This window comes from Acidobacteriota bacterium (assembly GCA_016196065.1).
GTDB lineage: Bacteria > Acidobacteriota > Terriglobia > Terriglobales > Acidobacteriaceae > Acidiflorens.
Genome location: JACPYL010000001.1, coordinates 49,474 through 63,855 on the forward strand (window position 1 = coordinate 49,474; position 14,382 = coordinate 63,855).

Consider the following 14,382-nt stretch of genomic DNA (forward strand, 5'->3'; position numbering starts at 1 on the left):
CCGCTAAGGCATGATTATGGAAAGGGTTGCCGGGACTTCTCGTTCCCAGCCACCGGCCCGACGCGTACCTGATTGGTAGCCATAGGCGGGCGGAATCCACCTTTTGGAATGTTAGAATCAAGATTAGCCCATATGCCCCTAAAGACACTGTTTCTGAATCCGCCGTCGTTTGAAAACTTTGATGGAGGCGCAGGATCGCGCTGGCCGGCCACACGAGAAATCGAGTCCTACTGGTATCCGGTATGGCTCGCCTATCCCACCGGCATGCTCGAAGGGGCGCGCCTGCTGGACGCTCCGCCACACCACGTGACTGCGGAAGAGACGATTCGCATCTGCCGTGACTATGAGTTGCTGGTGCTGTTCACGAGCACTCCGGGATTCCCCGGCGATATCCGGCTATCGGAAGCGATCAAAGACGCGAACCCGCACATCAAGGTAGCGTTCGTGGGACCGCACGTCAGCGTCCTGCCCGAAAAGGTGTTGCAGGAGCACAAGGTCGTCGATGTCGTTTGCCGCAAGGAATTCGATCACACGATCGTCGAATACGCGAATGGCAAGCCGATGGAAGAGATTCTTGGCTTGTCATACCGCAAGAACGGCAGCGTCGTGCACAATCCCGACCGTCCGCAGATCGAAAATCTGGACGCACTCCCGCACGTCACCGACGTTTACAAGCGCGATCTGGATGTGCGCCGCTACAACGTGCCGTTCCTGCTGAATCCGTTTGTCGCACTGTATACGACGCGTGGATGCCCGGCGCAATGCACGTTCTGCTTGTGGCCGCAGACGCTTATGGGACATCCGTGGCGCAAGCGTTCGACCGATGACGTGGCGCGCGAAATGGCCAAGGCGAAGGAATACTGGCCTTACGTAAAAGAATTCTTCTTCGACGACGATACTTTCAACATTCAGAAGGCACGCACGATTGAACTGTGCGCGAAGCTGAAACCGCTGGGCTTGACGTGGTCCTGCACATCGCGGGTGACCACGGACTACGAAACTCTGAAGGCAATGAAGGACGCGGGATGCCGCCTGCTGATCGTTGGATTCGAGTCAGGTGATCCGCAGATCCTGAAGAACATCAAGAAGGGCGCAACTGTCGAGCGCGCCCGCCAGTTCACCAAGGACTGCCACAAACTCGGCCTGGTCATCCACGGCGATTTCATTCTTGGATTGCCCGGCGAAACGCGCGAGACGATCCGCACGACCATCAATTTCGCAAAAGAACTGGACGTGGAGACGATTCAGGTTTCGGTGGCGCATGCTTATCCCGGAACCGAACTGCACGAATACGCGATGAAGAATGGCTTCCTTACGCAGGAAAGCAAGATGGTCGACGATGCCGGACACCAGATGGTGCAGGTGGAATATCCGGGACTGCCGGGCGCCGAAGTGATGGAAATGGTCCACAAGTTTTACGACGAATACTATTTCCGTCCGAAGGCGGCGTACCGCATTCTGCGCAAAGCGATCTTCAGTAATTCGGAGCGCAAGCGCCTGTACAAAGAAGCGAAGTCGTTCATGAAGTTGCGTTCACAGCGCAACAAATGGGCGAAAGAGAATCACAAGGAAGAGTCTCCGGCGGTTGAACCGGCGAAGGCTTAGGTCCGGAGTCGCGACCGGCAGTGACTTTTCGAAAATACCTCGTCCTCGCAGGAGTCGCAGCTTTCAGTTCGGCTGGCGATTCCCTCTTGGCACGCGGGATGAAAGACATCGGCGGCATTTCGCTGCATCATCCTTCGAGCCTCATCCTGGCCATTCTGAATCCGTGGGTGGCTTGCGGGATCCTGCTGCTGCTGGCATTTTTCGCTTCCTACACGTCGGCTCTCTCCTGGGCGGATCTCACCTACGTACTCCCTGCAACATCGCTCGGGTATGTTCTCGTAGCGCTGGTGGGCAAATTTGCATTCCATGAAACGATCTCGCCGGCGCGCTGGCTGGGCATTGCGCTGATTACGGCGGGCGTCGGCTTTGTGGCGGCTGGGCCGTCCGTTACAACTCATAAGCATGAGAAAGTTGCCGCCGACATTGCCTCGCAGGAGGCGCAATCGTGAACGCATCCTACACGTGGGCAGCCATCGCCATGATTGTGATCGCGGCGACCGCCGGGGACGTGCTGGTCGCCCGCGCCATGAAGCAAGTTGGCGATGTCGGGGAACTATGGAAGCGCCACGGAGTGTTGAAAGTGATCGGCCGGGTGTTGTCCACTCCGACATTCTTTCTGGGATTGATCGCGATGGCAGGAGCGTTTTACAGCTTGCTGTTTGCGCTGTCCTGGGGAGATCTCAGCCTGGTCGTGCCCGCATCCGCGTCGCTCACGTTCGTAGCGAATGCATTTGCGGCGAAAATCTTCCTGCATGAGCATGTGGGAGGCCGGCGCTTGCTGGCGGCTGTGCTGGTGGCATGCGGTGTTGCGCTACTGGCGATCTAAATAAACAGGTCGAGTTCTTCCACGCGCAGGATTCGGGAATCCTGGGTTGCCCCGGTTTCAACCGCGTCGATCGTCCGATGCTGATTCGCCGGTTGCTCGATCAACGGAAGCTTCGTTCCCGCCTCCACCAACGTCACCAGGCCTCCTGCCGTGAAGTGACTTTCCGCGAGGAGTAGCGGCCGAGTTCGAATGGCTTTGAGTTCAGGCTGATGGCGAGCGGTGTGCGCAATCGCAGCGACAGCTTGTTGTCGTGCCAGCTCGCGAATTAGATCCGCCAGCATATCTTTTCCGTACGAACTGAGTAAGAGAAACTCGACACCGACCCCGCGCGGACCGCGAGGGGCTTGCACTTCCCCGATCACGCGAAGTGAAGCGGCATTCACACGCAAGAGAATTTCGGCACGCGTCCCGCTCGGTACCGGAAATACAGTTTCGATGCCGCAGCCACCCAGGCTCAGATCCAGCACCCTTCCCGGAACCGCCATTCCCTCGGACGGCAAGCTGACAATCTTCGCCGAGCCTCCGCAGCGGACGCGGGGGTTCTGGCGCCGATCGGCCATCTGCGACATTGGATTTGATGACGGCATTGTGGTGAAGAAGATCGTATGCTGGAACGCGTTTTTTTCAAATGGCCTAGCAGTGACCGGTGTGAGCTCACTGAAGTAACTGAAGAAAAGTATGGAATGTGCCGATCTTCCCCAGGTGGATTGTGTAGCGCCCGGCTCTCGTATGTGCGGGCGGGGCGCCCCCACGACAGCCGGCGGGGCGCCGGCGCTACGGTCGGGGTTCGCCTCGGACGGATGGGCTTGGAGCAGACGCGGCAAGCCGCGTCTCTACCACAAGGTTTGCTATGAAAGGCCCTCGCGGGCTTATTTGGCGGAGCGCATAAAGCCGGTTCCAGCAAGGTTCGGAACAAGAAACTTCGCGTCCTGGGAGCCGGAAACGCGGGCTACGGATTCGGCGGCCAGGTACCCGCTGCGAACGGCTCCTTCCATGGTGGCAGGCCATCCGGTCGCGACAAAATCGCCAGCCAGAAATACTCTCGGCCATGCGGTTTGCGGAGCCGGCCGATATTGGTCGACACCGGGGCGAGGCGAATAGGTTGCGTGCACTTCCTTGATCACTGTGGACTTCAGCAACTTGGCGTCACGAGCTGCAGGAAAGAATTCTCCCAATTCACGGACCGCCAGATCGACAATCTCTCCGCGCGACTTCTCGATCAGGCTTCGGGAATTGCTGACCACGAGTTCGACATAGCTGCCATTGGCGTTCTGACTTTCCCGGGCTTCAATCAGGCGAGACTTGTGAAACATCCACTGGATCGTTCGATCGAGCAACACCGCGTGATCAAGGTCGCTGATCTGGCGGTCGAACCAGAGATGAATTCCGGTTATGGGCGAGGTCGTGAAGTGGCTCAGTAGCTCAGCCAGCGGAGCGGCAACCGGAGAGTCCGGCAACATCTTGGCCAACACATCGAACGAAACGGCCAGCACCAGATAATCAAATTTCTGTTCTTGTCCGTTGACGACGACGGTCACGTCGGAAGGTTGCGCCCGGAACGATTCCACTCCGGCCCGGAACTGCACGTCTCCGCCACGGGATCGGATCACGTCGCCCGCAGCGCTATACAACTCGGTGAGCGGCACAACCGGGACACCCATGCGTCCGGCGGCAGCGGACTTCAGGAACGATTCGCGAATGACTTGTGCGGCATACGGAACGGAAACCTGATCGAGGTCTTCATTGAGGGCGCTGATCAGGATTGTCTTCCAGAAACGCTCGATCGCCTGTTCGGTTTGCCCATGGCGCTTGAGCCAGGAGAGAAATGTTTCGCCGCGGTCGGCGGGCGTAGCAGGAGCAAGCGCGGCCATGGCGCGTCCGATAGCGAACTTGTCGGCCAGGTTCAGACAATCGGCGCGCAGAAAAGACAGTCCAGCATGAAGCGGCGCGGGCAGAGCGGAAGGCCGAATCACAGAGGCGCGACCGCCCGGCTCGAGGAAAGTCAGGTTGTCATACCAGCGAATTTTGTCTTCGACTCCGGTGCGGCGATAGAGGTCGATCAGATTGGTGCAGCATCCAAGCAGAACGTGCTGGCAGTTGTCGACTACTTCGCTTGTCCCGGGGTGCTGATAGGAAGAAGCGCGGCCGCCCAAGTAGGGACGGCGCTCGAACAACGTCACGCGAAAGCCGGCAGCCGAAAGAGCGCATCCAGCGGCCAGTCCAGCCAGACCTCCGCCTGCAATGGCAACGGTCGAACCCTGATTCGGAGAGGAAGTCATCACAGCAGGCGCTTCACGTATCCTTTGCCGAGGATGGTGAGCTTTTCACGCGTTTTCAAGGCAATGCGTTCGGAGAAGACGTCGTATTGGCGCAGCGCAATCTTTTCGAGCAGCCGCCGGTAGATCGTGATGAGCACCCAGAGCGCGGGCTGGCTGTCCTCGTTCACCATGGGGATCAACTCTTCACCGGCCCGATAGCCTTCACGCGCGCGATCAGCTTCCTTCGCGAGCAAAGGGCGAATGCGGGCAGTGTCGGGAGTTGTGAAGTCGGCGGCAGACAGGCCAAATTCCGCGAGGTCTTCCTCTGGAAAGTACAGGCGGCCCATGCCGGCATCTTCTTTCACGTCGCGAATAATGTTGGTGAGCTGAAAAGCGAGGCCGCATTGCTCGGCGAGTTTCTCCGCGGCCGGATCGCGATAGCCGAAGATCCGGATGCAGACTAATCCCACGACGGACGCAACGCCATAGCAGTACTGACGCAATTCTTCGAAGGTTCGGTAGCGGGGAGCGAGGACGGCGCCCTGCCCATCGGGTAGTGGTTCCTGTTCGACGTCTACGGCCGTGCCGTAGGCGAGTTGATCGAGCAGGCCGATCGGAATCTGGTAGCGGCGCTGGGTGTCGGCTAGTGCAAGGAGCAAAGCATCGTCGGTCGGATAGCCCGCGAGAGCGCGATGGACTGAATCCAGCCACTCTGCGAGTTTGTTTCGACGCTCGTTGAAGCTGAGCGTGTTGTCGTCTGTGATGTCATCGCAGCGCCGCATGAAGACATAGACTGCGCTCAGCGAATTGCGCTTGGGGCGAGGCAGGACGGCAAAACCGTAGTAGAAATTCTTGGCCGCCGAGCGGGCAATATGCCGACATACCGAATAAGCAACGTCGAGCTGCGACGCAGTTGGCGCGAATTGCACGGGCGCATTCCCCACGGCGGTGCTCATAATACCTTCCCCAGCGCGGCGCGCAAAACGAGGGCCACCTTGCGAGTCTTGGAGATGGCAGGACGGCGGCCTAACACTGCGTAGTCCTGCCTTTCAATGGCGTTCAGGATTTCCAATCCACCGCGACTGAAGAGTTCGATGTCGAGCGCGAGGTCACGACTGATCTTCGACGGCAGCGGCAGGCCCTGGGCAAACCACTCCCGCGCGCGCCCAACTTCGAAGCGCATCATCTCGCGGAAGGTGGAGCTGTTGTGGCCATCGCGGATCTCTTCCTCGCGCACGCCAAAGCGTCGCAGATCCTCGAGCGGAAGGTAGATCCGATTCTTCAGGTAGTCGACGCTAACATCCTGCCAGAAGTTCGCGAGCTGCAGTGCCGTGCAGGTGTAATCGGATAACTGCTGGCGCTCGGGATCGCGATATCCACCGAGGTAGAGAACCAGATGTCCGACCGGATTCGCGGAGTTGCGGCAATAGCCGAGCAAGTCCTGAAACGTTGCGTAGCGGGTTACGGTCTGGTCCTGGCGAAAGGCAGTCAGGAGGTCGGCAAACTCGTGCTTCGGAATCTCGAACTTCCGGACCGTTTCAGAGAGCGCGACGAATACCGGATGGTGCGGATGGCCCTCGTAGCAGGCGTTCAGTTCGGCTTCCCATTCGTCCAGAAGTTGGAGGGAGGCGGCGGTGTCGCCTGTCTCATCGCCGAGGTCATCCGAGATCCGGCAATAGGCATACACATTGAAGAAATCCTGACGCAGGCGTGCTGGCAGGAACCAACTGGCGACCGAAAAATTTTCGTAGTGCGACCTCGCGAGGCGGCGGCAATACTCGCGCGATTCCGTGAGCGACGGGGCAACTCCCGGGATCGCGTATTCGGGCGGAAGCGTGCTCCAGGCTGTAGAAGCGGGACCGGTCGCGAGATGGGCGGTGCTGGTCATTGGCAAACACTTCGAGTGTAGTGCAGCGATCATTTACTGCGACTCGTCCTTCGTCGTTCGTAGCGAATTGCGATCTAGCGAACAGCGATGGACGATGGACGGCTTCCTAGTGTCCGGGAATGATCGCGGTCTTGATATCGCCGTTGCGATTCAGCATGTGACGAAGCACGTCATGCAGACGGGAAAGCGGGGCTTCACCCGTGATGTAGTCGGTGCCGCGGACTTTCCTCTCGACGATCAATCCAAATGCCCGGCGAACGGTTTCCGGAGTGTGATGGAACGTGGCTTTCAGAGTGATCTCGGAATAGTGCAAGCGGTTGGTGTCGAGTTGTACTTTGGTTCCCGCAGCGCAGCCTCCGAAGAAGTTGACGGTACCGCCCTTGCGCACCATCTGCACGGCCCATTCCCAGGCTTCGGGACGCCCGACTGCTTCGATCACGACATCGGAACCTCGCTTCTCTGCAGTCAGGTTTCGGACTGCTTCGATGGGATCCACGTTCGTTCCAAGCTGAACCACTTCCTGTGCGCCTTTGCGGCGAGCGAGAGACACCTGCGAATCGCGTTTGACTACGGAGATCACGTTGCAGCCAATCGCCTTGGCGACTTGCACAAACATGAGCCCGATCGGGCCGCCGCCAATGACGGTGACAGTGTCGCCAATTTCTACGCCCGTCTCATGCAGGCCGCGCAACACGCAGGCCAGCGGTTCGGTCATGGCCGCATCTTCGAAGCTGACCTTGGCGGGAACGACGAGCATGTTGGTTTCAACGATCCGGCGAGGAATGCGGATGTACTCAGCGTATGCGCCGTTATTGAAGAGCAGGTCTTCGCAGAGATTGCCCTGATGCTTGGAGCAATAGAAACAGAGACCGCAGGGAGCGGAGTTGAGGGCGACGACGCGCATGCCCTTCTTGAAGCCGCGCACTCCCGGGCCGAGATCTTCGATGGTTCCGGCGAGTTCGTGTCCAAACAGAGCTGGAGGCACGATCATGCGCGCGTGATAGCCGCGCTGATAGACCTTAAGATCGGTGCCGCAGGTGAGTGCGACCTGAACTTTCACAAGTACTTCGCCGTCGCCCACGCGCGGGATGGGTACTCGTTCGATCTTGATGTCTTCTTTGCCGTAGAGGACGGCCGCCGTCATTTTGCCAGTCACAATGAACGTCCTTTCCACGCGCTGCCCGGTTGGATCACGATTTTCATCGAATCCGGTTGCGGGTGGGCAGCCCGATGGAGCGCTTCCACACTTTCATCCAGCGGGAAGCGGTGGCTAATCAGTTGTTCCAGGTCCATTTCTCGATTCATCACAAATTGTATTGACTGCTCCTGTAACTCCACGGACGCGCTGTAGGAACCCAGCAACGTCTTTTCATCCACACAAACTGCCGCGGGATCGATGGTCGCCTCGCCGCGCACAGTCTGCGCAAACAACAAAACACGACCGCCTGGACGGGTTGCGTCCATGGCAGGCCTTATCAGGGCACTTCCCGCGACCGCCAGAATCACGGCGTCCGCGCCCCGGCCCTCGGTCAGCTCGCGGATCGTACGAACGACATCCGCTTGCGACGCGTCAATTGTCTGGTCCAACCCGAGTCTTGTAGATATTGTAAGCCTCGCCGGATACAAATCGGAAGTTATCACCCGAGCGCCTGCCCGTTTGGCCAGGACCGCCAGGATGAGCCCGATCGGGCCTTGTCCGATGACCAAGACGGTCTCGCCAGCCTCCAGCCGGAGGGTCTCGATTCCCTTCATGCAGGTGTTAACGGGCTCCACAAACGACGCCTGCTCGAAACTGACACCGTCCGGTATAGCCACAGTACCCTGTTCGACAATCCAGTCCATCACTCGCACATATTCGGCGAAACCGCCCCCCGAGGGTTCGAATCCAGCCGTGCAGCCCACGTTTTTGTACATCTCGCACTGGGCAAAAGTTTTCGCACGGCAATAGAAGCATGTACGACAGGGAATGTGATGGAACACCATCACGCGGTCACCGACGCGGAACTTCCGAACACCCTCGCCGATGCGCGCAACTACTCCTGAGGTTTCATGTCCGAAAATGCGGGGAGAGGAGTGCGAGCCGGTGGCAATCTTCTTCAGGTCGGTGCCGCAGATACCGCACGTGTGCACGCGGACGAGGATTTCGCCGTGTCCAATCTCAGGCACGGGAATTTCTTCGAGCCGTACGTCATTGACGCCGCGATAGACCGCGGCTTTCATGGTTGACGGTATCGTGTGCGTCTCGGCAACTTCCGGCGATTTGGTGAGAGTTTCGGACATTCTGATTTATGGCTTCGTGTTGGTGAAGTTCACGGCTATATCCATTTGATTCACATAAGGCCGGTCGGGGATCAACCGTTTGACATCTTTCACCTGGACAACGCAATAGAACTGTTCGACCTTGAACACGCGTCGGGACTGCAGAACAGTCTTCGCATAAGGCTTGGCATCAATCCACCAGAGCTGTTGCGAGTCGCGGGAAACGTCGGGAGATGCCGGCAGGACACTGTCATATATCCTATGATGCGCATCCGCCAGCCGAACGAACCATCCCAGAATCTTGGTGTCGCCAACCGGGATGTCGGGAATAAAACGCAGGATGTAACGAGGCCGGCCAAACGAGTCCAGAATTTTGAACTCCTGCTTAGGCTTTTCAGCAGTGAGGGTGACATCTAACGTCAGTTCTGTAATCTTGGTGGGGCCTTTTTTGAACGCTTCAGAGTAAACGGTCTTCACCGAGTCTTCAGCGGCGGCCACGGATGAGGCAGTCAAGAGGACAACGAGTATCCAACGAAGCACATTCCTCCTTTTAAAGCATTTCCTTCATTTCAAACCCGACTCAGATACTGATCGAGTGCTACGCACAATGATCGACTTGCTCGGGCGCTGTTTCTACCGAGAGCGATCACTGGCCACCATAGTGAAGGCCGCACTGCTACGTACATCACGAACGGCCTCACGGAAAAGGTGCCGTCCAATTTCATAAACTTTTCCAGGGGCGGCATGTTGAAACCCGCCTCGTCGGATACGACTTTCAGCGCGCCAAATCGAACGCCGCGACGTTCCGCGCCCTGCGCTACCGCTGCCGCTTCCATGTCTACTGCCGCCGCGGAGTACGCTGTGCGCAACTTTTCTTTTTGCTCGCGTCCAGCGACCGCACTGTAACTCACCAATATGCCTTGGCCCGATCCGGTATCCGTTCGGACGCCGTCGGATGCGTTCACCACCGTGCGCGGCTCGAAAATGTCACTCACCGTTAGCGCCGGATCCAGTCCGCCGACAAAGCCCGTCGACACAATCTGCGTGGGACGAAACTCTTGAATGATGGCCTCGGTAGCGCGGCGAGCTGCATCCGCGCCGATTCCACCGCAGATCAAAGCTGCATTTCCATTTTCAAAGAGCCGGTACTGCCTGCCACCATGTTCGATCGTCCGGACCTGCCACTTTCGGATCAGCGGCGCTACTTCCCGTTCAAGCGCAGCGACGATCGCGATTCTAGGCATATCCGTTGTTACGAAACCATTCCACTGAGCGTTGTAACGCTCCATCCACTGGCGACGAACGCCAGCCTAATTCGCGCTCGGCCTTCGCCGAGGTGATGAACATCTTCTTGCGCCCCATGCGAACCGCGTCGATGGTCGCCCGCGGCTCCTTGCCGAGTATGCGTCCAGTCACGGTCTCGTCGACGACTCCCGCAGCGAGCGCAAAAAAATACGGTAACTTCACCTTGGGCGATGGTAGTCCTGTGATCGCGGCGAGTCGATCAAGAATCTGTTTCAAGGTTAGGTTCTCGCCACCCAGGATGTAGCGCTCTCCCGCTCTTCCCTTTTCCAACGCCTGGATGTGACCGCGAGCGCACTCGGTGGCATCGACCATATTCAAGCCGGTATCCACGTAAGCCGGAAACTTTTTCTTAAGGAAGTCGACAACAATTCGTCCGGTCGGAGTCGGCTTAAGGTCGCGTTCACCAATCGGCGTCGTGGGATTGACGACCACGACATCGACTCCAGCCCGCGCCGCTTCGAACGCCACTTGTTCCGCCATAAACTTGGAACGCTTATAAGGTCCAATCATTTCAGCCAGAGATACTGGACTGTCTTCACTCGCCACCGTGCCGTTGGAACTGAATCCCATGGTTGCGACGCTCGACGTGTAAACGATACGCCGCACGCTTTGCTTCCGGGCGGCTTCGATCAGGCCACGCGTTCCTTCTACATTCGAGCGGTACATCTGCTCTGGATCCTTCACCCAGAGCCGGTAGTCCGCAGCAACATGAAAGAGCGCGTCGCAGCCGGCGAGAGCTTTTTCAAAGGTCGCGATGTCCCTGAGATCACCGACCACTCGCTCGGCGTTCAAGTCCGCGACGTTGCGCAGATCGCTCGAAGGCCGAACCAGCAGTCGCAAACTCGCTCCCTGCTTTTGCAGGACGCGAGCGACGTGACTGCCTAGAAAGCCTGTAGCGCCAGTGACGAAAGCAAGCAAAATCAGTTCTCAGTTCTCAGTTCCCGGTTCTCAGTCTCAAACCTCTCGTAGTCACCTTTGCGGATCTCTTCACCGGTCATGTACGTAAGCGTCATGCACTGAGAACCGGGAACTGAGAGGTACTCCTAGCTGCTGCTCTTCATCACCTTGGCATAGGTGGTCAAGGCGATCAGCGGGAAGTACTGGCGATACAGGTGATACGCCAGATAGAACACCCGAGGGAATCCCGTTCCGGTGTAAAGAGGTTCATCCCACGAACCGTCCACCTTTTGGGTACGCAGCAGATACGCAACACCGCGCGCGACCGAATCGCTGCGCGTATCGCCTGCGGACAGAAGACCCATGATCGCCCATGCTGTTTGGGAAGCAGTGCTCTCTCCCGTACCTCGCAGGCTTGGATCGTCATACGATCCCACGGATTCGCCCCAGCCGCCGTCGGAATTCTGCACCATGCGCAACCACTCGGCGGCCTGCTGGACCATCGGTTCGTGATTGTCGATGGCCATCGCTTCGAGTCCGCGCAAGACCAGCGCGGTACCGTAGATGTAGTTGACGCCCCAGCGTCCGAACCAACTGCCATCGGGTTCCTGCTCGGCACGAATAAACTTCAGCGCCTTCATCACCGCAGGATGATTCTTGTCGTACCCGTAAGTTGCGAGACACTCGAGCATGCGTCCGGTGATGTCGACGGTCGCCGGATCCAGCATGGCGTTATGATCCGCGAACGGCACGTATTGGAACACCATGCGGTCGTTGTCTTTGTCGAACGACGCCCATCCGCCATTCTTGCATTGCATGGAGAGCATCCAGTCAATGGCGCGCTGCACGGACTCGAGCTGATAGCGTCCATTGGGATGCTCGACGCGGCTCAGGCCGAGGCACACCATCGCGGTGTCATCCACATCGGGATAGAACTCGTTGTTAAATTCGAAATACCATCCGCCGGGCTGACCCTGCGGATTCTTGATCTTCCAGTCGCCGACGGTGCGCACCTGTTTCTGCAGGATCCAGTCGGCGCATTTCACCATTCGTGGATCGGTCGTCGGCACGCCCGCTTCGCCGAGCGCGAACAGGGCATACGCCGTGTCCCACACCGGGGACATGCAGGGCTGCATGCGGAACGTGTCTTCTTCTTCAATGCCAAGTTTTTCAAATTCGTCGGATGCGCGAATGACTTGGGGGTCGTCGACCGAATAACCGAGACAACGCAGCGCGATGATCGAATTCATGATCGAGGGATAAATCGCGCCCAGACCGTCGCTCTTCTCGAAATGTTCGACCATCCACTTTTCCGCCTTGCGGAGGGCAATCGTTCGCAGCGGACGAATGTGCACTCGTTCGGCCCAATGGGTAAGACGATCGAGCACGAGAAAGAAGTTCCGCCAGGAGAAGCGTTTCTTGTCCCACCGGAGATGCATCCGAGACTTGTCGCGACCGCCGACAAATAATTCTTCGACGCCCATGTCATCGGGGATCTTCTTGAACGGCTTCTTCGCATAGCAGATCGAAAGCGGCACCAGGATGGCGCGCGACCACGAAGAAATTTCGTAAATATTGAACCAGAACCAGTTCGGAAAGAGCACGATCTCGGGCGGGATCGCGGGAACCGCATCGTAGTCGTACTGCCCGAAGAAGCAGAGGTAGATTTTGGTGAAGGTGTTGACCTCGGTCACTCCACCCATTTCCAGGATTCTCTTGCGCGCGCTTGCGAGAGCGGGATGATCCGCCTTGAAGCCGGCGAGTTTCAGTCCGAAGTAGGCCTTGACGGAGGCAGAGATGTTCGACGGGCCTCCCGCATAAATACCCCAGCCGCCGTCGGCATTCTGATGATTGAGGATGTGGCGAGCGGCCTTATCGAAGCGCTGCTGATTTCCCGTACCGAAGAGGGTGTGAAGCAGGATGTAGTCGGATTCAAGGGTGGTGTCAGCTTCCAACTCGCCGCACCAGTAGCCTTCTTCGTGCTGTTGAGAAAAAAGGAATTTGCGCGCGCCGTCGATTCCAACTGCGACCCGGCTCATCAGGTCGTCGATCTTGCCGAATCGCATCTGCGGCGCAGAGGCCGGACTCGAGGGGGAGTAATCGTCCATTAGGACTCCACAGCGACGCTCGCGGGCGCCGCAGCAATGGCTTCCACGATTTCCGGCGGCAGTCCAAAGCGGACATTCTCCGGCATGATCTCCAACTCCTGAATATTGTTAAAACCCTGGGTTCCCAGGAAAGTTACGACTTGCTCCACCAAATGTTCCGGAGCCGAAGCTCCGGCTGTCAACGCAACTGTCTTCACGCCAGTCAACCACTCCGGACGGATATCGCGGTCATTGTCGATTAGATGCGCGTCCGTGCGCAAAGCGCGCGCCACTTCCACCAGGCGCTTGGAATTCGAACTGTTGTCGGAGCCAACGACGAGCAACAAGTCGGCGTCAGAGGCAACATGCTTTACTGCGACCTGGCGATTTTCGGTGGCGTAGCAGATGTCCTGCGCTGCCGGCCCTTTGATGTTGGGGAATTTCTTGCGGAGGGCAGCGATGATGTCGCGAGTCTCGTCGAGGCTGAGCGTGGTCTGAGTGAGATAGGCGACGCGGTTGGGATCCGGCACAGTGACGGAGTCCACTTCGCTGGGCGACCCGACGACTTGTGTCACCGTAGGCGCCTCGCCGAGTGTTCCGATCACTTCGTCGTGATCGCGATGGCCGATGAGGATAAGCGAATATCCCTCGCGCGCGAACTTGACCGCTTCCACGTGCACCTTTGTGACCAAGGGACAAGTTGCATCAATCACGCGCAGCTTGCGGAGCTTGCTCTTCTGCCGCACTTCCGGGGAAACTCCGTGCGCGCTGTAGATGACGCGCTCGCCTTCAGGGACCTGGCTGACACTGTCCACAAAAATGGCGCCCTTCTGCTGGAGTTCTTCCACGACAAACCGGTTGTGGACGATCTCCTTGCGGACATAGATGGGCGGACCAAAAGCTTCCAGAGCGATCCGGACGATGTCGATTGCGCGGACGACTCCTGCGCAAAATCCACGCGGCTTCAACAGCAATAAAGTCTTACTTTCGGCCAATGCAATTCCCCCACTGATATCAGGTTACACGTTTCCTTGTGACGATTGTTTCTAGGGTATCGAAAACGGCACTCCCAGTCAATGTAAGCCTTTGATAGGGCGGGGATTAGCAGCGAATGGGGACTGGGAGTAGCGAACGGTACTGGCCTACCAGAGGCGGCGGACTCCATAGTGATCGAAGACTACTTCGTTGCTGACAAGAACCAGGTCTTCGGTCTAGCAAATGTGGGCTAGCTAAGGCAAGAGTTGGGTCCGTGGGATC

Annotated in this window: 14 protein-coding genes; 3 read left to right on the forward strand and 11 right to left on the reverse strand. The window is 58.0% G+C overall.

The features are described 5' to 3' along the window. Positions 1 to 132: 132 nt before the first annotated feature. From hpnJ to HY010_00270, 3 genes are read left to right on the forward strand one after another with little or no spacing between them, the layout of a single operon-like run. Positions 133 to 1,605, forward strand: a complete 1,473-nt coding sequence (gene hpnJ, locus HY010_00260) for a hopanoid biosynthesis associated radical SAM protein HpnJ (GenBank protein MBI3474138.1) — start codon at positions 133 to 135, stop codon at positions 1,603 to 1,605. Between the two features lie 20 nt (positions 1,606 to 1,625). Further along, positions 1,626 to 2,054: an EamA family transporter gene (locus HY010_00265; protein MBI3474139.1), complete on the forward strand. Its 429-nt coding sequence runs from the start codon at positions 1,626 to 1,628 to the stop codon at positions 2,052 to 2,054. A 29-nt stretch (positions 2,055 to 2,083) separates the two neighbouring features. Beyond that, positions 2,084 to 2,431: a hypothetical protein gene (locus tag HY010_00270; protein MBI3474140.1), complete on the forward strand. Its 348-nt coding sequence runs from the start codon at positions 2,084 to 2,086 to the stop codon at positions 2,429 to 2,431. Here the strand turns inward: HY010_00270 and HY010_00275 are convergent. From HY010_00275 to HY010_00325, 11 genes are all read right to left on the reverse strand, one after another. Further along, on the reverse strand, positions 2,428 to 2,991 hold the full coding sequence (locus HY010_00275; protein ID MBI3474141.1) for a PilZ domain-containing protein: 564 nt from the start codon (positions 2,989 to 2,991) through the stop codon (positions 2,428 to 2,430). The two genes, HY010_00270 and HY010_00275, sit on opposite strands and share 4 nt — an antisense overlap. Positions 2,992 to 3,300: 309 nt before the next feature. Next, complete coding sequence (locus HY010_00280) at positions 3,301 to 4,710, reverse strand: FAD-dependent oxidoreductase (GenBank protein ID MBI3474142.1); 1,410 nt, start codon at positions 4,708 to 4,710, stop codon at positions 3,301 to 3,303. Beyond that, positions 4,710 to 5,645 carry a phytoene/squalene synthase family protein gene (locus HY010_00285; GenBank protein ID MBI3474143.1) on the reverse strand — a complete coding sequence of 312 codons (936 nt, stop codon included), beginning with the start codon at positions 5,643 to 5,645 and terminating at the stop codon, positions 4,710 to 4,712. Before HY010_00285 ends, HY010_00280 begins: the two co-directional genes overlap by 1 nt. Further along, positions 5,642 to 6,577, reverse strand: coding sequence for a squalene synthase HpnC (gene hpnC / locus HY010_00290; GenBank protein MBI3474144.1), 936 nt, complete (start codon positions 6,575 to 6,577; stop codon positions 5,642 to 5,644). The genes HY010_00285 and hpnC overlap by 4 nt, the downstream gene beginning before the upstream one ends. A 106-nt stretch (positions 6,578 to 6,683) precedes the next feature. After that, positions 6,684 to 7,721, reverse strand: a complete 1,038-nt coding sequence (locus tag HY010_00295; GenBank protein MBI3474145.1) for a zinc-binding dehydrogenase — start codon at positions 7,719 to 7,721, stop codon at positions 6,684 to 6,686. Positions 7,722 to 7,729: 8 nt separating this feature from the next. Next, on the reverse strand, positions 7,730 to 8,857 hold the full coding sequence (locus HY010_00300) for an alcohol dehydrogenase catalytic domain-containing protein (protein MBI3474146.1): 1,128 nt from the start codon (positions 8,855 to 8,857) through the stop codon (positions 7,730 to 7,732). Between the two features lie 6 nt (positions 8,858 to 8,863). Further along, positions 8,864 to 9,376 (reverse strand): hypothetical protein, encoded by a 513-nt coding sequence (locus HY010_00305; protein MBI3474147.1) that lies wholly within the window; start codon positions 9,374 to 9,376, stop codon positions 8,864 to 8,866. Positions 9,377 to 9,405: 29 nt separating this feature from the next. Then, entirely contained in the window at positions 9,406 to 10,080 is a 675-nt protein-coding gene (locus tag HY010_00310; GenBank protein MBI3474148.1) for a hypothetical protein, read from the reverse strand. Beyond that, a complete protein-coding gene (locus HY010_00315) occupies positions 10,073 to 11,059 on the reverse strand; it encodes an NAD-dependent epimerase/dehydratase family protein (protein ID MBI3474149.1) in 987 nt (328 codons plus the stop codon). The genes HY010_00310 and HY010_00315 overlap by 8 nt, the downstream gene beginning before the upstream one ends. A gap of 125 nt (positions 11,060 to 11,184) precedes the next feature. Then, positions 11,185 to 13,146, reverse strand: coding sequence for a squalene--hopene cyclase (gene shc / locus HY010_00320; protein ID MBI3474150.1), 1,962 nt, complete (start codon positions 13,144 to 13,146; stop codon positions 11,185 to 11,187). Next, a complete protein-coding gene (locus HY010_00325; GenBank protein MBI3474151.1) occupies positions 13,146 to 14,126 on the reverse strand; it encodes a 4-hydroxy-3-methylbut-2-enyl diphosphate reductase in 981 nt (326 codons plus the stop codon). Before HY010_00325 ends, shc begins: the two co-directional genes overlap by 1 nt. Between the last annotated feature and the right edge of the window lie 256 nt (positions 14,127 to 14,382).